General features: G+C 64.6%; 21 protein-coding genes. 9 read left to right on the top strand and 12 right to left on the bottom strand.

Annotation, left to right across the window (positions count from 1 at the left end):
- Positions 1-14: 14 nt before the first annotated feature.
- The 3 genes from BW970_RS03270 to trpS all read right to left on the bottom strand — a co-directional run bounded on the left by BW970_RS03270 (position 15) and on the right by trpS (position 3,392).
- Entirely contained in the window at positions 15-1,094 is a 1,080-nt protein-coding gene (locus BW970_RS03270) for an ABC transporter substrate-binding protein (RefSeq protein WP_076528605.1), read from the bottom strand.
- A 31-nt stretch (positions 1,095-1,125) separates the two neighbouring features.
- Positions 1,126-2,220, bottom strand: a complete 1,095-nt coding sequence (locus BW970_RS03265; RefSeq protein WP_076528603.1) for an ABC transporter ATP-binding protein — start codon at positions 2,218-2,220, stop codon at positions 1,126-1,128.
- 131 nt (positions 2,221-2,351) lie between these two features.
- Positions 2,352-3,392: a tryptophan--tRNA ligase gene (gene trpS, locus BW970_RS03260; protein WP_076528601.1), complete on the bottom strand. Its 1,041-nt coding sequence runs from the start codon at positions 3,390-3,392 to the stop codon at positions 2,352-2,354.
- A 76-nt stretch (positions 3,393-3,468) separates the two neighbouring features.
- Between trpS and BW970_RS03255 the strand changes: the two genes are divergently transcribed.
- Positions 3,469-4,191, top strand: a complete 723-nt coding sequence (locus tag BW970_RS03255) for a rhomboid family intramembrane serine protease (RefSeq protein ID WP_076528598.1) — start codon at positions 3,469-3,471, stop codon at positions 4,189-4,191.
- A 50-nt stretch (positions 4,192-4,241) separates the two neighbouring features.
- On the opposite strand, the gene rpe is transcribed toward BW970_RS03255, so the two are convergent.
- Both rpe and BW970_RS03245 read right to left on the bottom strand, forming a co-directional pair.
- Positions 4,242-4,931 carry a ribulose-phosphate 3-epimerase gene (gene rpe / locus BW970_RS03250; protein ID WP_076528596.1) on the bottom strand — a complete coding sequence of 230 codons (690 nt, stop codon included), beginning with the start codon at positions 4,929-4,931 and terminating at the stop codon, positions 4,242-4,244.
- A gap of 109 nt (positions 4,932-5,040) precedes the next feature.
- Complete coding sequence (locus tag BW970_RS03245; RefSeq protein WP_076528594.1) at positions 5,041-5,640, bottom strand: superoxide dismutase; 600 nt, start codon at positions 5,638-5,640, stop codon at positions 5,041-5,043.
- Between the two features lie 227 nt (positions 5,641-5,867).
- On the opposite strand from BW970_RS03245, the gene BW970_RS03240 reads away from it, so the two are divergent.
- The 4 genes from BW970_RS03240 to BW970_RS21285 all read left to right on the top strand — a co-directional run bounded on the left by BW970_RS03240 (position 5,868) and on the right by BW970_RS21285 (position 11,021).
- Positions 5,868-6,548, top strand: coding sequence for an NnrU family protein (locus BW970_RS03240; protein ID WP_076528592.1), 681 nt, complete (start codon positions 5,868-5,870; stop codon positions 6,546-6,548).
- A gap of 61 nt (positions 6,549-6,609) precedes the next feature.
- Positions 6,610-7,431: a 2-keto-4-pentenoate hydratase gene (locus tag BW970_RS03235; protein WP_200799267.1), complete on the top strand. Its 822-nt coding sequence runs from the start codon at positions 6,610-6,612 to the stop codon at positions 7,429-7,431.
- A 12-nt stretch (positions 7,432-7,443) separates the two neighbouring features.
- Complete coding sequence (locus BW970_RS03230) at positions 7,444-8,433, top strand: quinone oxidoreductase family protein (RefSeq protein ID WP_083701104.1); 990 nt, start codon at positions 7,444-7,446, stop codon at positions 8,431-8,433.
- Positions 8,434-9,152: 719 nt separating this feature from the next.
- Complete coding sequence (locus BW970_RS21285) at positions 9,153-11,021, top strand: Hint domain-containing protein (protein ID WP_076528586.1); 1,869 nt, start codon at positions 9,153-9,155, stop codon at positions 11,019-11,021.
- 52 nt (positions 11,022-11,073) lie between these two features.
- On the opposite strand, the gene BW970_RS03220 is transcribed toward BW970_RS21285, so the two are convergent.
- Positions 11,074-11,679: a nucleotidyltransferase family protein gene (locus BW970_RS03220; RefSeq protein ID WP_076528584.1), complete on the bottom strand. Its 606-nt coding sequence runs from the start codon at positions 11,677-11,679 to the stop codon at positions 11,074-11,076.
- A gap of 141 nt (positions 11,680-11,820) precedes the next feature.
- Here BW970_RS03220 and BW970_RS03215 point away from each other — a divergent pair, with 141 nt between their 5' ends.
- The 3 genes from BW970_RS03215 to tsf all read left to right on the top strand — a co-directional run bounded on the left by BW970_RS03215 (position 11,821) and on the right by tsf (position 15,006).
- Positions 11,821-13,065, top strand: coding sequence for a calcium-binding protein (locus BW970_RS03215; protein WP_076528582.1), 1,245 nt, complete (start codon positions 11,821-11,823; stop codon positions 13,063-13,065).
- Positions 13,066-13,260: 195 nt separating this feature from the next.
- Complete coding sequence (gene rpsB / locus BW970_RS03210) at positions 13,261-14,016, top strand: 30S ribosomal protein S2 (protein WP_076528580.1); 756 nt, start codon at positions 13,261-13,263, stop codon at positions 14,014-14,016.
- A gap of 81 nt (positions 14,017-14,097) precedes the next feature.
- Positions 14,098-15,006: a translation elongation factor Ts gene (tsf, locus tag BW970_RS03205; RefSeq protein WP_076528578.1), complete on the top strand. Its 909-nt coding sequence runs from the start codon at positions 14,098-14,100 to the stop codon at positions 15,004-15,006.
- Positions 15,007-15,502: 496 nt separating this feature from the next.
- Here the strand turns inward: tsf and BW970_RS03200 are convergent, their stop codons facing one another.
- Entirely contained in the window at positions 15,503-16,312 is an 810-nt protein-coding gene (locus BW970_RS03200) for a helix-turn-helix transcriptional regulator (RefSeq protein ID WP_229740430.1), read from the bottom strand.
- A 167-nt stretch (positions 16,313-16,479) separates the two neighbouring features.
- Between BW970_RS03200 and BW970_RS03195 the strand changes: the two genes are divergently transcribed.
- A complete protein-coding gene (locus tag BW970_RS03195; RefSeq protein ID WP_076528574.1) occupies positions 16,480-17,673 on the top strand; it encodes an NAD(P)/FAD-dependent oxidoreductase in 1,194 nt (397 codons plus the stop codon).
- A gap of 120 nt (positions 17,674-17,793) precedes the next feature.
- Here BW970_RS03195 and BW970_RS03190 read toward each other — a convergent pair whose 3' ends face one another.
- The 5 genes from BW970_RS03190 to BW970_RS03170 all read right to left on the bottom strand — a co-directional run bounded on the left by BW970_RS03190 (position 17,794) and on the right by BW970_RS03170 (position 21,828).
- On the bottom strand, positions 17,794-18,000 hold the full coding sequence (locus BW970_RS03190) for a YgaP family membrane protein (RefSeq protein ID WP_076528573.1): 207 nt from the start codon (positions 17,998-18,000) through the stop codon (positions 17,794-17,796).
- A gap of 82 nt (positions 18,001-18,082) precedes the next feature.
- The gene (locus tag BW970_RS03185) at positions 18,083-18,727 is read right to left on the bottom strand and encodes a Crp/Fnr family transcriptional regulator (protein WP_076528571.1); all 645 of its coding nucleotides are present in this window, start codon (positions 18,725-18,727) and stop codon (positions 18,083-18,085) included.
- The gene (gene mmsB, locus BW970_RS03180) at positions 18,728-19,600 is read right to left on the bottom strand and encodes a 3-hydroxyisobutyrate dehydrogenase (RefSeq protein ID WP_076528569.1); all 873 of its coding nucleotides are present in this window, start codon (positions 19,598-19,600) and stop codon (positions 18,728-18,730) included.
- A 34-nt stretch (positions 19,601-19,634) separates the two neighbouring features.
- Positions 19,635-20,681, bottom strand: coding sequence for an enoyl-CoA hydratase/isomerase family protein (locus BW970_RS03175; protein ID WP_076528567.1), 1,047 nt, complete (start codon positions 20,679-20,681; stop codon positions 19,635-19,637).
- 1 nt (position 20,682) lies between these two features.
- Positions 20,683-21,828 (bottom strand): acyl-CoA dehydrogenase family protein, encoded by a 1,146-nt coding sequence (locus BW970_RS03170; protein WP_076528565.1) that lies wholly within the window; start codon positions 21,826-21,828, stop codon positions 20,683-20,685.
- Positions 21,829-21,873 lie beyond the last annotated feature (45 nt).

The following is a 21,873-nucleotide window of genomic DNA, read 5'->3' as shown; positions in this document are numbered from 1 at the left end:
CCGCCCCGCAGAGGTCAGTTCGCGGCCAGCCAGGCGTTGAAGCGTTCGTTCAGTTCGGTATCGTGATCCGCCCAGAACTCCAGCGACGAGGCCAGCGCGTTGGTCAGGTTTTCCGGCGAGGTCGGCAGATGCGGCGACATCGGCACCTTGCCTTCGTTCTTGAACGTGCCGACCAGCGGAGCCGAGGATTTGCGCGGCGGGCCATAGCTGATCCAGTTTGCGGCAGCCGCCAGCGGTTCGGTCGAGGTAGAGAATTTCACGAACTCCAGCGCCGCCTCCATGTTCGGCGCACCCTTGGGGATGACCCAGCCCTCCCATTCAAAGACCTGCCCGTCCCACATGATCTCGAACGGCTTGTTGTCGGCCATGGCCGCATTGAAGATCCGGCCGTTCCACGCGATGGTCATGCTGACCTCGCCATCCGCCAGCAGTTGCGGCGGCTGCGATCCGGCCTCCCAGAATACGGCATCGTTCTTGATGCTGCTTAGTTTGGCAAAGGCGCGATCGACGCCTTCGGCGGTGCCCAGAACCTCATAGACCTCGGCTGCGGGCACGCCGTCGGCCATCAGGGCCATTTCCAGCATCACCTTGGCGCCCTTTTTCACGCCGCGCTTGCCGGGGAACTTCGCTGTGTCGAAAAAGTCGGCAATCGTCGTCGGTCCGCCGTTCGGGAACTTGGACGCATCATAGGCGACGACGGTCGAGAACACATCGGTCGGCACCATGCATTCCGACAAGGTGCCTTCGATGAAATCCTCCATGGCCGGTGTGCCATCCGGCGCGGCGGGCAGCGAGGCGGCGTCGATGATTTCCACCAGCCCTTCGTCACACAGCCGGACCGCATCGGCGATCTCTACCGAGGCGACGTCGATCGAGACGTTCCTGGCCTCGACCTGCGCCTTGATCGGGGTGGCGGGGTTGTCGGCATCGACGGAATTGACCTTGATGCCGGTCTTGGCGGTGAAGGGTTTGTGATAGGCCTCGATCTGGCTGGCGGTATAGGCGCCGCCCCAGCCCATCACGGTGACTTCCTGCGCAAGGCCGGGCAGGGCAAGGCCCGCCATGGCCGTCGTCAGGACCAGAAGTTTCTTCATTGGTCAGTCTCCCTTGTTGGTAGGCATTTGATCAAACGGGGTCGAGGGCGCGGGCATCCTGCGGGGCCCAGCCGATGCGGATACGCTCGCCCGGTTCCAGCCGCCGCTGGCCCTGGGTGTTGCGCGACTTTATCACGAAATCGTCGGTTCCGGCGACGCGCAGCCGCGTGCGGAACAGATCGCCCATGTAGATGAATTCCAGCACTTCGGCGTCAATGCTGTGGGCGCCATCCGGCATCATCTCGGGTTTGAACTCGACCCGCTCCGGGCGGATCGACACCAGGGTTTTCTGCCCTTTCCGGGTGACATTGACGGGGGTCGCGTCGATCAACTCGCCCGTGGACAGCCGGACAAGCACATGATCGGCGCCGATATCCTCGATGATGCCGGGCAGTTTGTTGTTCTCGCCGATGAAGCCTGCGACAAAACTGTTGGCAGGCCGTTCATACAGATCGTCGGGCGCCGCCAGTTGCTGGATGCGGCCATCGTTGAACACGGCCACCCTGTCGGACATGGTCAGCGCCTCGCCCTGATCATGGGTGACATAGACCACGGTAATGCCCAGCGACTGGTGCAGATGCTTGATCTCGAACTGCATGTGTTCGCGCAACTGCTTGTCCAGCGCGCCCAGCGGTTCGTCCATCAGCACCAGTTCGGGGTCGAAGACCAGCGCGCGGGCCAGCGCGATGCGTTGCTGCTGACCGCCTGACAGTTGCGCGGGACGACGGTTGCCAAAGGCGCCCATCTGCACCATGTCCAGCGCGCGGGCGACCTTGGCCTCGCGCTCGGACTTGCCGATGCCGCGCACTTCCAGCGGAAAGGCCAGGTTCTCGCCCACGGTCATATGCGGAAACAGCGCGTAATTCTGGAACACCATCCCGATGCCGCGCTTGTGGGGCGGCACCTGGGTGATCGGCCGACCACCCAGCCGGATTTCGCCATGGGTCGCGGTTTCGAACCCGGCCAGCATCATCAGGCAGGTGGTCTTGCCGCTGCCCGAAGGCCCCAGCATGGTCAGGAATTCGCCTTGGCCGATGGCAAGGTTCAGATCCTTGACCACCAGCGTTTCGCCATCATAGCTTTTCTGCACGCGCTCGAATTCCACGAACGCGGCGTCGCGGCTCATGCTTGCCACGGAAGTCTCCCTGTCAGCGGCCGATTCCGGCACTCGTTAGGGTCGAGTAAACGGCGGTCGCGCCGTCAAAGCAACCCGTCAGATGCCGCACCCTGCCGCAGACAGGGCAACTGCCCGGCTTTTCAGCGCCGACGCGACCGGACCATGCCCACGATGTCGTAAACCTGTTCCAGGATCGGCTGGGCAATGGCATCGGCGCGATCGGCGCCGCGGCCCAGCAGGCGGTCGATCTCGGCCGGATCCTGCATCAGGCGCGACATTTCGCCCGAGATCGGCGACAGGACCGATACCGCCAGCTCTGCCAGCGCAGGCTTGAACACGCCAAAGCCCTTGCCGCCGAATTCGCCCAGCACGTCCGCCTGTGCCCTGCCGGACAGCCCCGCATAGATGTTGACCAGATTGCGCGCCTCGGCGCGGCCTTCCAGCCCTTCGACGGTTTCCGGCAGCGGCGCGGGGTCGGTGACGGCGCGCTTCAGCTTTTTGGCGATGGTATCGGCATCGTCCGTCAGATTGATGCGGCTGGCATCCGACGGGTCGGATTTCGACATCTTCTTGCTGCCGTCGCGCAAGCTCATCACCCGTGTGGCCGCCCCTTCGATCACCGGCTCGGTAATCGGGAAGAAGTTCACCCGGTAATCATGGTTGAACTTGGTGGCGATGTCGCGCGTCAGCTCCAGATGCTGTTTCTGATCCTCGCCCACCGGCACATGCGTGGCCTTGTAGGCCAGAATGTCGGCTGCCATCAGCGACGGATAGGCAAACAATCCCAGCGAGGCGGCTTCGGCATCCTTGCCGGCGGTCTTGTCCTTCCACTGGGTCATGCGGCCCATCCAGCCCATCCGCGCGACGCAGTTGAACACCCAGGCCAGTTCCGCATGGGCGCTGACCTGGCTCTGGTTGAACAGGATCGAGCGTTCGGGATCGATTCCGCAGGCGATATAGGCCGCCGCCAGTTCCCGCGTGGCATTGCGCAGCTTGTCGGGATCCTGCCAGACCGTGATCGCGTGCATGTCGACGATGCAATAGATCGTCTCGATCCCTTCGTCCTGTTTTTCGGCGAACCGCTTCAGCGCGCCCAGGTAGTTGCCCAGCGTCAACCCGCCCGAAGGCTGGATGCCCGAAAAGACACGGGTGGGGAATTTGGCGGCATTGGTTTCGGTCATTCTGGCCTCCGGGGCTGGAAAAGGCATCGCGGGGGGCTTATCGCTCAGGCTCCGGCGCGTCAACGACGAGGATGACATGAGCCAACGGCCCGACCATATGGAACCCCCGCTGAACCCGCTGCCTCCGGTGGTCTGGGCGCTTGCCTTGCCGATGATCGTGCTCGAGGCGGTGCTGCAACTGGCCGAGGCCGGGCTGATCGGCGGGCAGAACGGCGTGGGCTGGCGGTTGACGGTGCTCAGCCGCATGGCCTTTGTGCCTGATCAACTGGCCTGGATGATCGAAACCCGGCAGTTTCCGATGGCCGATCTGTCGCGGCTGCTGGCCTATTCCTTTGCCCATGTCAGCCTGACGCACGCGGCCTTTGTCGTGGTCTTTGTCCTGGCGCTTGGCAAGTTCGTGTCCGAGGTGTTTCGGCCCTGGGCGGTTGCCGTGCTGTTCCTGGGCTCTGCGATTGGCGCGGCGGTGCTGTATACGCTGGTGCTGGCGCTGGTTCCGGCCCTGCGACTGAACACCGGGCAGATGTTGCCGCTGGTGGGGGGCTATCCGGCGGCATTCGGCATGATCGGCGCCTTCACCTTTGTGCTGTGGCTGCGGCTGGGGGGCACGGGCGGGCCAAGCTGGCGGGCGTTCACGCTGATCGGGATGATGATGGCGGTGCGGCTGCTGTTTGGCATCCTGTTCGGCGGCGGGCCGGATTGGGTGGCGGATCTGGCGGGCTTTGGCGTCGGCTTCGGGCTGTCGTTCCTGGTGGTGCCGGGCGGGCCTGCGCGGTTGTTGGCGCATTTGCGGGAACGCTAGAACCAACCGGCATCGGCGCCCATGCAGCGGGCGCCGATGCCGGCGCGGGCCTAGATCTGCGCTGCTGTTGCCGCCGCACGGATCGCGGCGATATTGGCACCGTAGACCTCGGGCTTGTGCACCGAACCGCCCTTGAACACCGCCGATCCGGCGACCAGCACATCGGCGCCAGCCGCAACCAGCCCCGGCGCGGTGGCCGGATCGACCCCGCCGTCAATTTCGATATGCACGGGACGATCCCCGATCATGGCGCGCAACTGGCGGACCTTGCCGGTCATGTCGATGTATTTCTGGCCGCCGAATCCGGGGTTCACCGTCATCACACAGATCAGGTCGGCCAGGTCCAGCAGATGCGCCACCGCATCGGCAGGGGTGCCGGGGTTCAAGGCGACACCGGCCTTTTTCCCTGTTGCCCGAATGGCTTGCAGCGTGCGGTGAATGTGCGCTCCTGCCTCGACATGGGCGGTGATGATATCGGCGCCAGCGGTGGCGAACGCCTCGATATAGGGATCGACCGGCGCGATCATCAGATGCACGTCCATCACCGTCTTCACATGCCGCCGGAATGCGGCCACGGCCGGCGGGCCAAAGGTCAGGTTGGGCACGAAATGCCCGTCCATCACATCCACATGCACCCAGTCGGCCCCCTGATCCTCGATCGCGCGGATCTCGCGCCCGAAATCGGCGAAATCGGCAGACAGGATCGACGGCGCGATCTTGATGGAACGGTCAAAGGCCATGGCGGCACCCCCGGATGATTCCCTGCGGCGCTTTTCCCAAGGTTTGCGGCGGTGGGAAAGCAAAAAGGCCCGCCGTCCGGCGGGCCTTTCATCTGACTCCACCAGGGGATCAGAGCTTTGCGGCGACCGCTTCCCAGTTCACCAGCTTTTCCAGGAAGTTCGACAGATAGGCCGGGCGCTTGTTGCGGAAGTCGATGTAGTAGGAATGTTCCCACACATCGCAGCCCAGCAGCGCGGTCTGGCCAAAGCACAGCGGGTTGACGCCGTTTTCGGTCTTGGTGACCTTCAGCGATCCGTCCTTGTCCTTGACCAGCCAGGCCCAGCCCGAACCGAACTGTCCGGCACCGGCGGCGGCGAAATCTTCCTTGAACTTGGCGACCGAACCGAACGACTCGACCAGCGCCTTTTCCAGCGATCCGGGAATACCGACCTGATCGGGCCCCATGATTTCCCAGAACAGGTTGTGGTTCCAGTGCTGGCTGGCATTGTTGAAGATGCCGTTCTGGGCCACGGCACCGGCCTGATAGGTGCCGACGACGATCTCTTCCAGCGACTTCGAGTCCCATTCGGTGCCCGCAATCAGCTTGTTGCCGTTGTCGACATAGGCCTTGTGGTGCAGGTCATGGTGAAACTCCAGCGTTTCCATCGACATGCCAAGCGGTTCGAGCGCGTTGTACTTGTAGGGAAGGTCGGGAAGGGTGAAGGCCATGGCGCATTCCTTTCGGTTGATCTGCTGCCCCGAATAAGGGCTTTCCGCCGCCCGAGGTCAAGGGCGCGACGCCGGACCGGCTGTGATCCGATGCAGTGGCCCGTCGGGACGGGCTGTGCCTCGTCCAGATGCGGACGGGGCGCGGCATCCCGTATGACGGCGCGAAATCGGGGACTCGGGGGGACAACGCGCTTGCGGTCGAAAGGTTCCCGGCGCAGGAACGGGGTATGGACTGGATCGAATTCGCCCTTGCCATGACCGCCTTTGCGCTGTCGCACCGGATTCCCGCGGTGCCGGGATTGCGGAGCGGGCTTGTGCGGCGGATCGGGCTGCGCGGCTATGTTGCGCTGTTTTCGGCGCTATCCGTTGGCCTGCTGGTCTGGTTGATCGTTGCGGCGGGGCGGGCGCCCTTTGTCCCGCTGTGGGATCAGGTGCCATGGCATCGCTGGGCGGTGAATATCGCGATGCCGGTCGCCATTGTGCTGGCGGTATTGGGGACGGGGGCGCCAAATCCTTTTGCCTTTGAAGGGCGGTCCGCCGGGTTCGATCCTGATCGACCCGGTATCGCCGGGCTGACGCGCCAGCCCTTGCTGTGGGCGTTGGCGCTGTGGTCGGGGGCGCATCTGCTGGCCAATGGCGATCTGGCGCATGTCCTGCTGTTCGGGCCGTTCCTTCTGATGGCGTTGCTGGGTATGCCATTGGTCGAGCGTCGCCGCCGCACGGCCATGGCAGGGGGCTGGGACAGGCTGGCCGCGCATACGGGGCTGGTGCCGTTCGCGGCGCTGGCCACCGGCCGGTGGCGCCCCGGCGGGCGCCCGCCTGTCGCGCGGCTGGTGCTGGCGGCGGCAGTGTGGGCAGCGGTCTGGCATCTGCATGGGGCGGTGATCGGGGTTTCTGCACTGCCCTGAGCCCTTGCCGCCCCGACCCTGCGGGCCTATCACCGCGGGGCGGGGACGACAGGGGGGCATGATGACAAACAACACCATCCACGACCGGGCCACCGCATTGCTGGCCGCCTATGACACAGTTGCGCCGCTTGCGCCGCTGACGGATGCGGAGCCCGATTTGAGCGTTCCGCGCGCCTATGCCATCGCGGCGGAGGTGATGCGCCGCCGTGCCGCGCGGGGCGAGCGGGTTGTGGGCTGGAAGATCGGGTTTACTAACCGCACGATCTGGGACGAGTATGATGTGCACGCCCCGATCTGGGGCTGCATGTACGACAGCGGGCTGATCCGCGCCGACGCGGCGGGCAAGGCCGAGATGCACGTCTCGCATCTGCACGAACCGAGGATCGAGCCCGAGATCGCCTTTCGCATCAGCCGGACGCCGGATGCCGGGATGACCGAGGCCGCCTTGCTGGGCTGCATCGATGCGATGGCGCACGGGTTCGAAATCGTGCAGTCGCCGTTTCCCGGCTGGCGGTTCCGTCCGGTCGATACGATGGCGGCGGGCGCCTTGCATGGCGGTTTCGTGCTTGGTCCTTGGCTGGCACTTCCGGCGGCCGATCACGCGCAGCGGCTGCCGGAGTTGCAGCACTTCACCATGGCGCTGCACTCGGACCACGGGATTGCCGATCAGGGCACGGCTGCCAATGTGCTGGGCGGGCCGCTGTCTGCGCTGCGCCACTTTGTGCAAGGGTTGGCCGATTGCCCGCACGGGCGCGGGATCGCGCCGGGCGACATCGTTACCACCGGCACTGTGACGCGGGCCTTTCCGGTCGCGCCTGGCCAGATCTGGACCAGCCAGATCGACGGGGTGCCGCTGCGGGGGCTGACGCTGCGCTGTATCTGAGAAGGGGCCATCATGCCATCACACCGCACCATGCAGGCCATCGTGCTTGACACCTTCGGCGGGCCGCAGGTGTTGCGGCTGTGCGAAACGCCCAGACCCGCGCCCGGTGCCGGCGAGGTGCTGGTACGTCATACTGCCATCGGGGTGAATTTCCACGACTGCTATGTGCGCTCGGGCCTGTATCGCACCCTGCCTTTGCCCGGCATTCCGGGGATCGAGGCGACGGGCGTGGTCGAGGCATTGGGGTCCGGCGTCGCTGGCCTGGCGGTCGGGCAGCGCGTCGGCTGGGTCAGCGGGCGCTACGGCGGGTATGCAACCCACCGCGTGATGCCTGCGGCAGAGGCAATCCGTCTGCCCGACAGCCTTGACGACGCGGATCTTGCGGCGACGCTGATGAAGGCGCTGACGGTCAGCGTCCTTGTTTCGCGCGCCCATGTCGTGCAGCCGGGACAAACCGTGCTTGTTCATGCGGCGGCCGGGGGCGTCGGGCAGTTGCTGTGCAACTGGTGTCGCCATCTTGGTGCAACGGTCATCGGCACGGTCGGCACCCGCGCCAAGGCAGCGGTGGCCGAGGCGGCGGGCGCGCATCACATCATCCTCTACCGCGAGGAGGATTTTGTCGCACGCGTCCAGCAGATCACCGGCGGTGCCGGTGTGGCGGCGGTCTATGATGCGGTGGGCAAGGATACCTTTGCCGGTTCGCTCGCCTCGCTGGCGTTCGAGGGCACGCTGGTGAACTACGGTCAGGCGTCGGGCCCGGTCGCCGCGCTGACGCCCGCAGATCTGGCGGTGCGGTCGCTGACACTCGTGCGGCCCATCGTGTTCCACTACCTGCGTGATGCGGACCGGCTGGCCGATCTGTCTTCTCGCGTGTTCGATGCGTTTGCGGCGGGGGTCATCCGCCCGATCGCGCCGTTGCGCCTGCCACTGGCAGAGGCCGCCGCAGCCCACGAGGTGCTGGAGTCGCAGCGCAGCCCCGGCGGCGTCGTGCTCTTGCCCTGAGCGGGTCCGGGGCGGATGCCCCGGCTGCGACCCCTTGGGGTGCTGATTCGGCAGGGGCCGGATTGGCCGCCCGCGCCGCATGGCAACAAACGATCAGATTTCCACGGATTCAATCCAGTCTGGAAACGCCATTTCTCGGACTGTGGCAAAATGATGGAAATTCGGCGAATTTCCCCCCTTTGCCGCGGACTGCCCGAATTGTTTCACAAAACAGACCTAACCAACCCGTGCTGCGCGCGCATGCAGCACAGAACCGCGTGAATCCGTGGGATTCCTGGCAAAGGCTGCTGGCAGCAGAATTTCCAAACGGGAAACAGGTGACGAGAGGGCGGGCGGAATCTTGCGCGCCTGGGTTGTGCGATGCCTTGTCTGCGCTGCACTGCCGCCCGGATCCGGACATTTTTTGCTTTTGCGCCTGCCCTGGTCGGCTTAGTAATTCGTTAGCCTTGCTGGGGCGAACGAGTGGGCCGTGGGGGCGGTCGTGGTGGTGAATTGGGGCAGGTCTGCGCCCCGCCGGAGTTGGCATAGTTCTGTAACGCATGGGGTCTTTTTGGCCCTTTGGTTTTCTGTTGCCCTGACGCTCCATACCTCACGTCAGCCTGTTGGGCGCAGTCTTCGCACCGCGAAGCCATGCACCCGCGCGGTTGTCCGTTCGGGCATCCGTTTGGGAAACGGGCGGTTCCCGGCATGTGGCCGGAACCGGAACAGAGGGACGAGCGATGCCGGTTTTCGCGCGATACGATTTCAACGACACGGACACCACCATCCGGGATTCCGCGCTTGGAAATGGCGCGCAGGATGGCGTGTACCTGAATGGTGCCACGGCATCGGGCGGGATCGTCACGCTTGACGGCATCAACGACATTGCAAAGATCTTCCGCTCCGACGATTTCCAGATGGATCGTGGCACGCTGGCGATCAAGTTCACCCAGGCCGAGCATCTCGGGACCGGGCCGAACACCGTCTTGTCGCGCGACAGCGAAGGTCTGGCCGAGGGCGGCGGATTCCGGGTCGAGGTGATGCCGGACGGTTCGATTCTGGTCAGCCACGAGACCGCGACCGACACCGTGACCTATACCACCGAGCCGGGATTCATGTCGCCCGGAGACCGGATCGAACTCTCCTATTCCTGGGATCATGGCGGGGCAGAGCCGGGCAAGCTGGTGATCATCAACCACAGCCAGGGCACGTGGCATATCGACGATGTTCCCAATACGCTGACCATGGACATGGGCAGCCAGAATGCCAACTGGATCGTCGGCGCCGGACAGGCGAATTCCGCCGATGGCACGCTGGCCGGGATCGACCAGCATTTCAGCGGCAATGCCGAATACCTGTCGTTTTCCGATACGGTGGACAACGGCGGTGGCGGTGGCGGCGGACGTGACGGGATTGTCTGGGGTACCGATGGCGGTGATCTGATCGACATCAACTACACCGGCGACAATGACGGCGACCGTATCGACACCGAAGATGCGCTGCTGGCAGGTGCCGCGCCGAATGACGATTTCGTCATTGCAGGGGCCGGAAGCGATACGGTCTTTGCCGGTCTGGGCGACGATGTTGTCTTTGGCGGCACCGGCGACGATCTGGTCTATGGTGGCATGGGCGACGATCTGCTGGTCGGTGATGACGGTGACGACGCCCTGCATGGCGATGCCGGCAACGACACCTTGCTGGGCGGTGCGGGCGACGATGCGCTGTATGGCGGCGAGGGCGACGATCTGCTCAGCGGCGGTGCGGGCAATGACACGCTGGGCGGTGGCGCCGGGTCGAACACCCTGCTGGGGGGCGATGACCGGGATACGTTCGTCACCGTGACGCCAGGCGACTACATCGACGGCGGCGAGGGTGGCGACGATTATGACGTGCTGGATCTGTCCGGCGCGGGCCCGTTGCGCGTGACCTATGACGATGACAACCCCGAGAACGGCACCGTCACCTTTCTGGATGCCGACCGCAATGTCATCGGCACGTCGCGGTTCGTCAACATCGAGCATGTCATTCCCTGCTTTACCCCCGGCACGCTGATTGCCACCCCGCGCGGCGAGATCCCGGTGGAAGATCTGCGCGAAGGGGATCGTGTGATCACCCGCGACAACGGCATCCAGCAGATCCGCTGGACCGGGCGGCGCGACATGTCGGCGGGCGATTTCGCCGTGGCGCCGCATCTGCGCCCGGTGCTGATCCGCAAGGGCAGCCTGGGGAACGGATTGCCCGAACGTGACATGATGGTCAGCCCGAACCACCGCCTTCTGGTCGCCAATGACCGCACGGCGCTTTATTTCGACGAACACGAGGTGCTGGTCGCGGCCAAGCATCTGGTGGGGGATGGCATCAAGTCGATCATGTCGTCGGGCACGTCCTACATCCACTTCATGTGCGACCGGCACGAGGTCGTGCTGTCGGATGGCGCCTGGACGGAAACCTTCCAGCCCGGTGATCAGACCCTCAAGGGCATGGGCAATGCGCAGCGCAACGAGATCTTCGAGTTGTTCCCAGAGTTGAAGCAACCCGAAGGCGTCGATGCCTATACATCAGCCCGCCGCACTCTGAAGCGCCACGAGGCGGTGTTGCTGGCGCGCTGAGCCAAGGTTATGCAGCGGAGGCGGGGTCGGTCCTTGGGGGCCGGCCCCGTTTCTATATGCCGCGCGCTGCGCGCCAGCGCGCCCAGTCTTCCGGGGTGTCCAGATCGGTGACGGCATGACGGTCGGGCAGCGGCACAAGGCGGATCCGCGCGGAATGCCGGGCCAGCACGGATCGTGCCCCTTCGTCTCCGTGCAGATCCGCCAGGTCCGCGAACAGATCGCGGGGAAACACCACCGGATGGCCCGGCGTTCCATCTGCCGCAGCCCCGCGCAGGATGGCCTGCGGTGCCTTGGCGTGGGCGCCCAGCAGGCGCCGCAAATCCTCGGCGTCGATGTCTGGCATGTCGGCGGGCAGAACCATCAGCGCCGGGGCCGTTTCTGCCGCCCGCGCGCCATGGCGGATCGAGGCGGCCATCCCCTCGGCAGCATCCGGCAGGATCGCGATTTCCAGCGGCAATCCCGCCAGTTCCGCCAGCCGGGCAGGGCGGTCGGGCGGCAAGGTGACGATCACCCGTGGCAGCACCGCCAGCGACATGACGGCCTGGCGGCGCAGGCAGCTCTGGGCGCCGATCCGTTCCAGCAACTTGTCACCGCCGCGCATCCGCCGGCTGCTGCCTGCGGCGGTCAGCAAGATGGCAATGTCGGGCGGCTTTGTCATGCTGGCATCCTGTCGCGGGGCTTGGGGAAATCTGGGCGCGGCATAAGGGCGGGGCAAGCATTTTTCTTGTCAGACTCAGCCGCTTCTGACCAATCTGAGCAGATATACTGCGTTCATTCCCGCCATATCCCGGAGGAGTCCATGGCAACTTTCACATATTTCAATGGCAACCGTGCCTTCTATCGCGTGGATTTCCGCGACTTTGCAGTAGATGAGGCGGCCAGCAGCAATTCGCTGCTGGTGCTCCAGTTCAAATATGGCCAGTCCAGCTATGATCCCTTTGCGACTCCCTGGCGGATCGAACTGGATGTGTCGGGGCTGAAATCCCACAAGGTGACCGAAGGGCCGATGGCGGGCGAAAGGGTTCCCATCGCAGGCACGATCACGCGCATCCGCTATTACGACGATCAGGACAATCTGCTGTTGCGTGGCGCAGGGCTGGAAGGATCGGTCCCGATGATCGCGGCGCTGTTCGACCTCGACCGCGGCAAGGATGCCTGGGCGGTGATGATGCAAGGCAACCATGTGTTCAACGGTTCGGATGCCAGCGGCGTGTCGTGGCAGGGCGACGAGATCGTGACCACCAGGGGCAATGACACGGTGAATGGCAACGGGGGCGATGACTTCATCCGGGACGGCGGCGGGAGGGACGCCTATTTCGGTGGCGATGGCTGGGATGCGCTCAGCTATGCGGATTATTGGTTCTGGGACGATCCGGCAGGCGCGCTGACCGGGATCCGCGCCGATCTGGCCGCAGGAACCGTGCGCGGGCCGGACAAGCTGACCGATACCGTCTCGGGCATCGAGTCGATTCGTGGCACCCATCTGAATGATACCTTGCTGGGCGACGACGGAAGCAACCAGTTCATGGGGCTGGGCGGAAACGACCGCATAGACGGTCGAGGCGGTTTCGATGAAGTGCGCTATGACCGCGATGACCGCTTCTTCGGCTTCGATGGCATCCAGGCGAACATGGCCAAGGGCAAGGTCCGCGACGGCTTTGGCAATACCGACCGCATCCTCAACATCGAGGCGATCCGGGGCACCAACCAGCGCGACAAGATCTATGACGACAGCGGCAACAACCGCCTGCGTGGCGAAGGCGGGAATGACGTGCTGCGGGCGTCCGGGGGCAATGACACCCTGCGCGGAGGCGAAGGGCGCGACCAGTTCGTCTTTGTGGGCACGAACTTTGGCTCGGATATTATCGAGGATTTTTCGCGCATCGACCGCGACCGGATCGAGGTGCAGGCCGCCAACCGCATGAGCGACCTGAGCTTCTCGCAAGAGGGCACGACCGCCGTCATCCGGTTGAACCCCGACAGCGAGATTCGTGTGCTGAACTATCATATCGACGATTTCCGCGCCGCCGACTTCATCTTTTAACTCCGCCATGGCCGGATTGCGGGCGCCCCGTGGGGCGCCCGGCGTTTCGTGCTTGCATCGCGCCGGTATCCGGGCTATTCGCGCGGCACTTCGCAGGCAGGGGCGGGCCTTGCAGGGGAGACATCCCTGCAGGTCCACCGGTTGGGGCATGTGCCCTGAAACCCTTGCCGAGGTGTAAACCGGAAAGGAACGAACATGGCGCTTCCCGAATTCTCCATGCGTCAGCTGCTTGAAGCTGGCGTGCACTACGGCCACCAGACCCAGCGCTGGAACCCGCGCATGGCCGAGTATATCTATGGTGACCGCAACGGCATTCACATCCTCGATCTGACGCAGACTGTTCCGATGCTGGACCAGGCGCTGAAAATCGTGCGCGATACCGTGGCACGCGGCGGCCGCATCCTGTTCGTCGGCACCAAGCGTCAGGCGCAAAAGCCCGTCGCAGATGCCGCCGAGAAATGCGCGCAGTATTACATGAACCACCGCTGGCTGGGTGGCACGCTGACCAACTGGAAAACGGTGTCGCTGTCGATCCAGCGCCTGAAAGCCATTGACGAGCAGCTCGCTTCGGGGGCCGAGGGCCTGACCAAGAAAGAGCGTCTGAACATGGAACGCGAGCAGTCCAAGCTGACCGCGTCGCTGGGCGGGATCCGCGACATGGGCGGCGTGCCGGACCTGCTGTTCGTGATCGATGTCGGCAAGGAAGACCTGGCCGTTCTGGAAGCCAACAAGCTGGGCATTCCGGTCGTGGCCGTGGTCGATACCAACTGCTCGCCCAAGGGCGTGAGCCACATCATTCCGGGCAACGATGACGCCGCCCGCGCGATCGGCCTCTACTGCGATCTGGTCGCCCGTGCCGCGCTGGACGGGATGACCGCCCAGATGGGCGCCGCCGGGATCGACCTTGGCGCGCTGGACGAGGCGCCCGTGGAAGAAGCCGTCGAAGGCTGATCGGGTTCGCCTGTCACCGGATTGTTGCCGGGCGGGGTTAATCCCCGCCCGACTCCGTCATACATACAAGGGAGAAGCCGAATGACGATCACGGCTCAGATGGTGAAAGAACTGCGCGAGGCCACCGGCGCAGGCATGATGGACGCCAAGAAGGCGTTGACCGAAGTCGCAGGCGATTTCGAGGCGGCCATCGACTGGCTGCGGACCAAAGGCCTGGCCAAGGCTGCCAAGAAGGCAGATCGCGTGGCGGCCGAGGGGCTGGTCGGCGTTGCGGTGTCGAATGGCAAGGGCGTCGCGGTCGAGATCAACTCGGAAACCGACTTCGTGGCCAAGAACGCCGACTTCCAGGCGCTGGTGCGTGAAGTGGCCAAGGTTGCGCTGGAAACCGGCGACTCGGTCGAGGTGGTCAAGGCCGCCGACCTGAACGGCAAGACGGTGGAAACCGTTGTGACCGAAGCCATCGCCCGCATCGGCGAGAACCTGAACTTCCGCCGTATGCACGTGCTGGAAGGCACCACCGTGGTCTCTTATGTCCACAACTCGGTGTCCGATGGCATGGGCAAGATCGGTGTTCTGGTGGCGCTGAACGGGCCGGAAGACAAGGCCCGCGAAATCGGCAAGCAGTTCGCAATGCACATCGCGGCAACCGCGCCGCTGTCGCTGTCCGAGGCGACGATGGACCCGATCGTGGTCGAGCGCGAGCTGCAAGTGCAGACCGCCAAGGCGCTGGAAGAGAATGCCTCGTCGGCCAAGCCCAAGCCCGAGCAGGTGATTCATAACAACATCATCCCTGGCCGGATGAAGAAGTTCCTGGCAGAAAACACCCTGCTGGGTCAGGCGTTCGTGATCAACCCCGATCTGACGGTCGAACTGGCCGCCAAAGAGGCTGGCGTTGAAATCACCGGCTATGCCCGCGTGGCTGTCGGCGAAGGCGTCGAGAAAAAGGAAGAAGACTTCGCTGCCGAAGTGGCGAAGATGGTTCAGGGCTGAGGTGCGGACTGGCAGGGGTCAAGGCCCCTGCCACCTTCGGCACCCTATGCGACCAAAGAAAACGGAGCGGCCCGCAAAGGCCGCTCCGTTTCCGTTTGCGCCCCTGTCTGGGGATGAGCGGGGCGCGTGCGGGTACCGGTCGCCCGGCTGGGGAGCCCGCCTGAAATATGCGCGGGGGGTGAACTATGTTTTCTGTCAACACCACCACAGCTTCAATATGGAGAGTTTGACGGAACGGGCCTGCGTCGCCTAGTCTGGAAAACCTTACCCAATACATGAAGATGGCGTCACAAGTATATGAAGTATATATTGTAATTTGAATTTGAAAACCGGGCCACCAAATGTGAATGCACTTGGCGACCCGGTCGCCGGTTTCCCGGTTTGCGATCAGACAACCTGAAAAATGCTGCCCTTGCGCTGTTCCTGGCTTTCGCCACCACTCTTGGAACGTGCCGACCTTGCCACTTAACCTTGGGTCAAGACAGTCAGGGAATCCCTACCTGTCCAATTGGTCAGTTTCCGGCCCGAAGGACAGGTTGCGAAACGGGACATGCTCTCCGGCAAACAGATGATTGAGCAGCGCCGCCTTGGCCACGGCATGGGCCGTGGTGTCCACATCCAGCACTTCCCGCGCCAGCCGCAGATGCTTTTCGACCATCGCCGGCGATATGCCCATGATGGTGGCAATGTCCTGGGTGGTCTTGCCTTCGGCAACCCATTCCAGCGCCTCGCGTTGGCGGGGCGACAGTGGGCGACGCTGGACCGGAAAGGGCATGACCTGCATTTTCAGATGCATCATCTGGCAAATGGTCAGCACCTCGTTGCCGCGCTCGGCCCAAAGCGCATCGACATTGTCCTGCGTCAGCCCGGCGCGCGCCGACAGGCCCATGGCGGCGCGATTGCGCGGCGATGGGTCTGCAAAGCTGATCGAATAGCCTGCGATCATGCCCGCACGCCGCGCCATGTCCTGGGCCGCCAGTTCCTCTGCCGACAGACGGCCCGCGCGACGCTCGTCCTCGGCCCACCGCCAGGAACAGGCGCCGGTATGGGTCATCACCCAACGAAACATCGGGGTGCGCATGAAGAACCCCATATCGAAGTACTCCGACATCACGCCGCGCGGGTGATTGGACAGAAAGATCGCATCCTGCATATTGCCCAGCGACCCCGGCCGCCCTTGCCGTGTCGCGCCATAATTCACGCGGTCAAAGCCGTAATCGGCCAAGGCATCCAGCAAATGGGTCCAGAGGTCTTCGGGGGTGGTGGCAGCGGCGATCCGTTGCATATGGGCCAAGGCGTTGCTCAAGTCGGAACCTCCCCTTGACGCCAGGGCGCGCGAAAGGTCGGCATAGCCGTCCTGACTTTGCTCGATGCGCACAAGGCTTGTCGTTCTCATCCCATTTCCCCTAATACAGGGGCCAGACTGCCCCTGTCCATGCCGTGGCGGTCAGGTTTGGCGGCCGGACCGTCGTGATGGAGAGAGCTTTGCAGAACAGCCGTGATGTGATCGTGATCGGAGGCGCCGCGCATGGTGCGTCGGTCGCGTGGTGGTTGACGAAATTCGCGCCAGAGTTGCGGATTACCGTGATTGAACGTGATCCCACCTACGCAAAGGCGGCGACGGCCCTGTCGGTCGCATCGGTTCGCAGCCAGTTTTCCAATCCGGTGAATGTGGAGGTCTCCCGATTCGGGGTGGAATTCATCCGCAACTTTGGCATGGAACTGGGGCTGGAATCGGGCCAGGGCGATCTGGGGCTGAAGGAAAACGGCTATCTGTTTCTGGGCGGCACGCCGGATGCGCCGCAGATCATGGCCGAAATCGCCGAGATGCAGCGCGCCAAGGGGGCCGCAACCGAGGTGCTGAGCCCCGAAGGGCTGGCCGGGTTGTTCCCGTGGATGAACGTCGAGGATCTGACCGCTGGCAGCTATGGGCCGCGGGATGAAGGGTGGTTCGACAACATGGGGCTGCTGGGCGGCTTTCGCCAGGCGGCGCGGCGGCAGGGGGTAGAGTTCCTGCATGACGAGGCCATAGGGCTGGAAATGGCGGGCAGCCGGATCACGGCCGTCAAGCTGGCGTCGGGCAAGGTGCTGGCCTGTGGCGCGGTGATCAACGCCGCCGGAACACGCGGCGCCCAGGTGATGGAATGGGCAGGCGCCCCGATTCCGGTCGAGCCGCGCAAGCGCACGGTCTTTGTCATCGACGCACCGAACGCGCGCCACCCGACGGCACCGCTGATCATCGACCATCTGGGCTATTACATGCGTCCCGAGCACGAGGGCTGGATTTGCGCCACCGTGCCGGACGGCGATGCTGCCTGCGATGTGGAGGATTTCGAACCCGAGGCCCATCTGTTCGAGGATGTGATATGGCCGATGCTGTATCAACGCTCCGAAGGGTTCGACGCCTGCAAGGTTCAGCGGTTGTGGGTTGGTCATTACGATTACAACACGCTTGACCAGAATGCGATCGTTGGCCGCGACCCGCGCCGCGACAACCTGTATGTGCTGAACGGCTTTTCCGGCCACGGGTTGCAGCAGGCGCCCGCGATCGGCCGTGGCATGGCCGAATTGGTGGTGCATGGGGCCTATCGTGCGCTGGATCTGTCGGAACTGGGGGTGGAGCGCGTGCTGGACGGGCGGCCCTTTCTGGAGCGTGCCATCGTCTGATCCGGCGCGAGCGCCGGTTCATCCAAGGCGCCGGCGTTTGCGGCGGGCCAGGTCCGCGCCTTGCCAGAGGGCTGCCTGCCCTCTGGTCCGTCCGAGGATACCCGGATCAGGGCGGCAGGATCAGGGCCGTTTCATCGGGCAGGTATTGAGGCCCAGGATCGAATAGAGCGGGCAGGTGGACATCAGCCCGGTGGCCAGCGGCACGATGCCGATCAGATACAGCCAGCGCAGCGAGGCGTCGGGGTTCAGGAAAAATCCTGCGATCAGGGCAAGTCCCACGACGATGCGCAGGATACGGTCGAGGCCGCCGACATTGGTCTTGAACATGAAGTGTCCTTTCCCATTTGCTGCCAGGATGGCAGGGATGGACCTACAGTAGCGCAGCCAGGGGCGCCTGTCTGTGATCTGGTCACAGCGGCGCCGCAAGCCTTGCCAGCCCGTCGGGGTCGGTCAGGCGGATGCGGCCCCGGTCGGTTTCCACCAGCCCCTTGCGGGCCAGCGCATCCAGTTGGCGCGACACCACCTCGCGCGCGGTGCCGATGCGGATGGCCAGATCGGCCTGGGTGATCTGCACCATGCCATCCTGCGCCAGCCCCAGCAGGGCGGTGGCCAACCGCGCATCGACCCTGGTAAAGGCCACACGCTCCAAAAGACCCGTCATATCGGCCATGCGCGCCGCGAAGGCCGCAAAGACATAGCGGCGAAACGGGCGGGAGCGGTCCAGCAGGTCGTGGAACCGGGCGGCAGGAATGTGGATCACTCGGCAATCGGTAGCGGCATGGGCTTCGGCCGTATAGGGGGCGTCGCCCAGCAGGCCCAGCGTGGTCTGCACGCAGCTTTGCCCCGGTTCCACCGCATAGAGCAGGATCTCGCGCCCCGAAGGCCCGGTCAGATGCACATCCACCCGCCCGTCCAGAATGACCGCAAAGCCCTGGGCATGGTCTCCGGGGCCGAACAGCCGCGTGCCGCGCGGGATGTCGAGGACCGGCAGGGCGTCGAGCCGGCCGCGGTCGGCCGCGTCCAGATCGGCAAGGGCCGTGCCGGTCCAGCCCATTCAGGCGCGTCCGCGCTTTTCGAAACGGGGCAGCATGGCGGAAAAGTCCATGCCCTTGCCGTCCTCGTCCTCGACAAAGCGGCGGTAGAGGTCTGCGGCCAACTGGCCCATCGGCGTGTCGGCATCTGCCGAGTCGGCGGCCTGTTGCGACAGGCGCAGATCCTTGAGCATCAGTTCCGCCGCAAAGCCGGGCTTGTAGCCATTGTCCGCCGGGCTTTTCGGCCCGACGCCCGGTGCCGGGCAATAGGCATTCATTGTCCAGCTGTAGCCCGACGAGGTCGAGACGACATCGAACATCTTCTGCCGGTCCAGCCCCAGCTTGTCGGCCAGCGCAAAGGCTTCGCAGGTGGCGATCATGGTGACGCCAAGGATCATGTTGTTGCAGATCTTGGCGGCCTGTCCGGCACCGGCCGCGCCGCAATGCACGGCCTTCTGGCCCATGATGTCGAACAGCGGCTTGACCTTGGCAAAGGCATCCTCGGTGCCGCCGACCATGAAGGTCAGCGTACCCGCCGCAGCCCCGCCGACCCCGCCCGAGACCGGGGCGTCCAGCGCGCCGATGCCGGCGGCCGCGGCCTGATCGGCCACCGCGCGGGCGCTGTCCACGTCCACCGTCGAACAATCACACAGCACCGCCCCCACTGCCATGGCCGGGATCACTTCGGCGGCCACCGCGCGCAGGATGGCGCCGTTGGGCAGCATCGTGATCACGACATCGGCGCCCGTGGCCGCCGCCGCCGCTGTCGCGGCCTTGGCCACGCCTGCGGGCATTGGCGCCGCAAGGTCGAACCCTGTCACCTCATGTCCGGCATTGACCAGGTTAAGCGCCATGGGCCCACCCATGTTTCCCAGTCCGATGAATCCTATTTTCATGTTTCCTCCCAGCACCTTGAGGTGCAAATATAATCTATTGCGCGAAGTTCAGGCCCTGACCCTCGGGCAGGGGGGCCAAAAGGGCCGCCACCACGGCCTTGGGCAGCGACTCGAGCGTATAGCGCCATTGCGGAGTGCGATCCTTGTCGATGATCTGCGCCCGCACGCCTTCCAGAAACTCGGCATGTTCCAGCGCCCGCGCGGTAAAGCGGAATTCGTTCGACAGGGCCGAGCGGATGTCGGGCGTCTCGCGCGTCATGCGCACCAGTTGCAGGGTGCATTCCTCGGACAGCGCGGAATTGCGCCGGATCACCTTGAGCGTTTCGGCCGCAAAGTCGCTGCCGCTGGCCTCCAGCGCGGCGGCAATCGCCTGCACGCTGCCCCCGGAAAAGGCCGCGTCGATCTCGGCCCGCAGCGGGGCAAGGCGCGACGGCGCCTGCGGCACAAGGCCCTGCGGGATCACGCCGACATCGCCGGTTTCAGCCAGCCGGTCCTTCAGCACCGGCCAGTCGGCCTCCGGGACATAGGCATCGGCAAAGCGGGTCAGCAGCGCATCGGCGGCGCCAAAGCGGGTGCCGGTCACACCGAGATATTCCCCCAGCCGCCCCGGCGCCTGCGACAGCAGCAGCGTGCCGCCCACGTCGGGGATCAGGCCGATCCCGGTTTCGGGCATGGCGATCTGCGTGCTGTCACCCACCACCCTGTGGCTGGTCAGCCCGCCGACGCCCACGCCGCCGCCCATGACAAAGCCCTGCATGAAGGCGACGATCGGCTTGGGGTATTCCTTGATCTTGGCATTCATGCGGTATTCGTCACGCCAGAAATCCGGCCCGGCGCTGAAATTGCCCGCGCGGCCCGCGTGATAGATCGCGGCAATGTCGCCACCGGCGCAAAAGGCGCGCTCACCCGTGGCATCAATGATCACCAGCTTGACAGCCGGGTCATCCCGCCAGTCGTCCAGCGCGCGCTCCAGCACCACGGCCATGTCATGGTCCAGCGCGTTCAGCGCCTTGGGCCGGTTGAACGTCAGCCAGCCCGCGCGGTCCTGAATGCGCGCGATCATCGTGGGGTCGTCGGTCATGTCACACCTTTCCCGCCAACATGCCACGCGCCACAATCACGCGCATGATCTCGTTGGTGCCTTCCAGGATCTGATGCACGCGCAGGTCGCGCACGATCTTCTCGATGCCGTAATCGGCCAGATAGCCGTACCCACCATGCAGTTGCAGGCACTGGTTGGCCACATCAAAGGCAACGTCGGTCACATACATCTTGGCCATGGCGCAGAATTTGGTGGCATCCGCAGCGCCATTGTCCAGCTTCCAGGCCGCCTGGCGCAGGAAGGTGCGGGCCGATTGCAGCTTGACCTCGCAATCGGCCAGCCGGAACTGCAACCCCTGGAACTGATCGATGCTTTTGCCAAAGGCCTTGCGCTCGGCCATGTAGGTGACGGTCGCCTCCAGCGCCGCCTGTGCACCGCCCAGGGCGCTGGCCGCGATGTTCAGCCGTCCGCCATCAAGGCCGACCATGGCATAGACAAAGCCGCGCCCTTCCTCGCCGATCAGATGGGCATGGGGAACCACACAATCATCAAACTGCACCTGGGCGGTCGGCTGGGCACGCCAGCCCATCTTGTCTTCCAGCCCGCCAAATGACAGTCCGCCCGCGCCGTCCGGAACGATCACGGTGGAAATGCCCCTGGGCCCCTCCTCGCCGGTGCGGCACATCACGACATAGGCATCCGAATAGCCGCCACCACTGATGAAGGCCTTGGTCCCGTTCAGCCGGTATCCCTCGTTGGTCCGCTCTGCACGGGTGCGCAGGGCGGCGGCGTCCGAGCCAGACCCCGGTTCGGTCAGGCAATAGGAAAACACCTTTTCCATGCTGCACAGGGCCGGCAGCCATTCGGCCTTGACCGCGTCGCTGCCGAACTTGTCGATCATGCCGCCGCACATGTTGTGGATCGACAGGAACGATCCGACCGAGGGGCAGGCCATCGCCAGCGCCTCGAACACCAGCGTCGCATCCAGCCGCGACAGGCCCGATCCGCCATAGTCCTCCGAGACATAGATCCCGCCCAGGCCCAGCTCGGCCACCCTGGGCCACAGCGCGCGCGGAATGGTCCCCGCCCGCTCCCAGTCGCGCGCATGAGGCGCGATATGCTCCTGTCCAAAGGCATGGGCCATGTCAAAGATGGCCTGCTGTTCCTCGCTCAACCCGAAATCCATCGTGCCCTCCTCCGCCACGACCGAAATGGCCGGTCAGGGCGGCTG

Origin of the sequence: Gemmobacter megaterium (assembly GCF_900156815.1) — a bacterium.
In the GTDB taxonomy this organism is placed as follows: domain Bacteria; phylum Pseudomonadota; class Alphaproteobacteria; order Rhodobacterales; family Rhodobacteraceae; genus Wagnerdoeblera; species Wagnerdoeblera megaterium.
This window is presented reverse-complemented; position numbering and strand designations above follow the sequence as displayed.

What these genes read in the sequence shown, in the direction of transcription:
- BW970_RS03265 (WP_076528603.1), bottom strand. Translation starts at nt 2,220, where the DNA reads ATGAGCCGCGACGCCGCGTTCGTGGAATTCGAGCGCGTGCAGAAAAGC.
- tsf (WP_076528578.1), top strand. Translation starts at nt 14,098, where the DNA reads ATGACGATCACGGCTCAGATGGTGAAAGAACTGCGCGAGGCCACCGGC.
- BW970_RS03220 (WP_076528584.1), bottom strand. Translation starts at nt 11,679, where the DNA reads ATGACAAAGCCGCCCGACATTGCCATCTTGCTGACCGCCGCAGGCAGC.
- BW970_RS03240 (WP_076528592.1), top strand. Translation starts at nt 5,868, where the DNA reads ATGGACTGGATCGAATTCGCCCTTGCCATGACCGCCTTTGCGCTGTCG.
- BW970_RS03230 (WP_083701104.1), top strand. Translation starts at nt 7,444, where the DNA reads ATGCCATCACACCGCACCATGCAGGCCATCGTGCTTGACACCTTCGGC.
- BW970_RS03170 (WP_076528565.1), bottom strand. Translation starts at nt 21,828, where the DNA reads ATGGATTTCGGGTTGAGCGAGGAACAGCAGGCCATCTTTGACATGGCC.
- rpe (WP_076528596.1), bottom strand. Translation starts at nt 4,931, where the DNA reads ATGGCCTTTGACCGTTCCATCAAGATCGCGCCGTCGATCCTGTCTGCC.
- BW970_RS03175 (WP_076528567.1), bottom strand. Translation starts at nt 20,681, where the DNA reads ATGACCGACGACCCCACGATGATCGCGCGCATTCAGGACCGCGCGGGC.
- trpS (WP_076528601.1), bottom strand. Translation starts at nt 3,392, where the DNA reads ATGACCGAAACCAATGCCGCCAAATTCCCCACCCGTGTCTTTTCGGGC.
- BW970_RS03255 (WP_076528598.1), top strand. Translation starts at nt 3,469, where the DNA reads ATGAGCCAACGGCCCGACCATATGGAACCCCCGCTGAACCCGCTGCCT.
- BW970_RS03270 (WP_076528605.1), bottom strand. Translation starts at nt 1,094, where the DNA reads ATGAAGAAACTTCTGGTCCTGACGACGGCCATGGCGGGCCTTGCCCTG.
- BW970_RS03195 (WP_076528574.1), top strand. Translation starts at nt 16,480, where the DNA reads ATGGAGAGAGCTTTGCAGAACAGCCGTGATGTGATCGTGATCGGAGGC.
- BW970_RS03185 (WP_076528571.1), bottom strand. Translation starts at nt 18,727, where the DNA reads ATGGGCTGGACCGGCACGGCCCTTGCCGATCTGGACGCGGCCGACCGC.
- mmsB (WP_076528569.1), bottom strand. Translation starts at nt 19,600, where the DNA reads ATGAAAATAGGATTCATCGGACTGGGAAACATGGGTGGGCCCATGGCG.
- BW970_RS03245 (WP_076528594.1), bottom strand. Translation starts at nt 5,640, where the DNA reads ATGGCCTTCACCCTTCCCGACCTTCCCTACAAGTACAACGCGCTCGAA.
- rpsB (WP_076528580.1), top strand. Translation starts at nt 13,261, where the DNA reads ATGGCGCTTCCCGAATTCTCCATGCGTCAGCTGCTTGAAGCTGGCGTG.
- BW970_RS03215 (WP_076528582.1), top strand. Translation starts at nt 11,821, where the DNA reads ATGGCAACTTTCACATATTTCAATGGCAACCGTGCCTTCTATCGCGTG.
- BW970_RS03235 (WP_200799267.1), top strand. Translation starts at nt 6,610, where the DNA reads ATGACAAACAACACCATCCACGACCGGGCCACCGCATTGCTGGCCGCC.
- BW970_RS03190 (WP_076528573.1), bottom strand. Translation starts at nt 18,000, where the DNA reads ATGTTCAAGACCAATGTCGGCGGCCTCGACCGTATCCTGCGCATCGTC.
- BW970_RS21285 (WP_076528586.1), top strand. Translation starts at nt 9,153, where the DNA reads ATGCCGGTTTTCGCGCGATACGATTTCAACGACACGGACACCACCATC.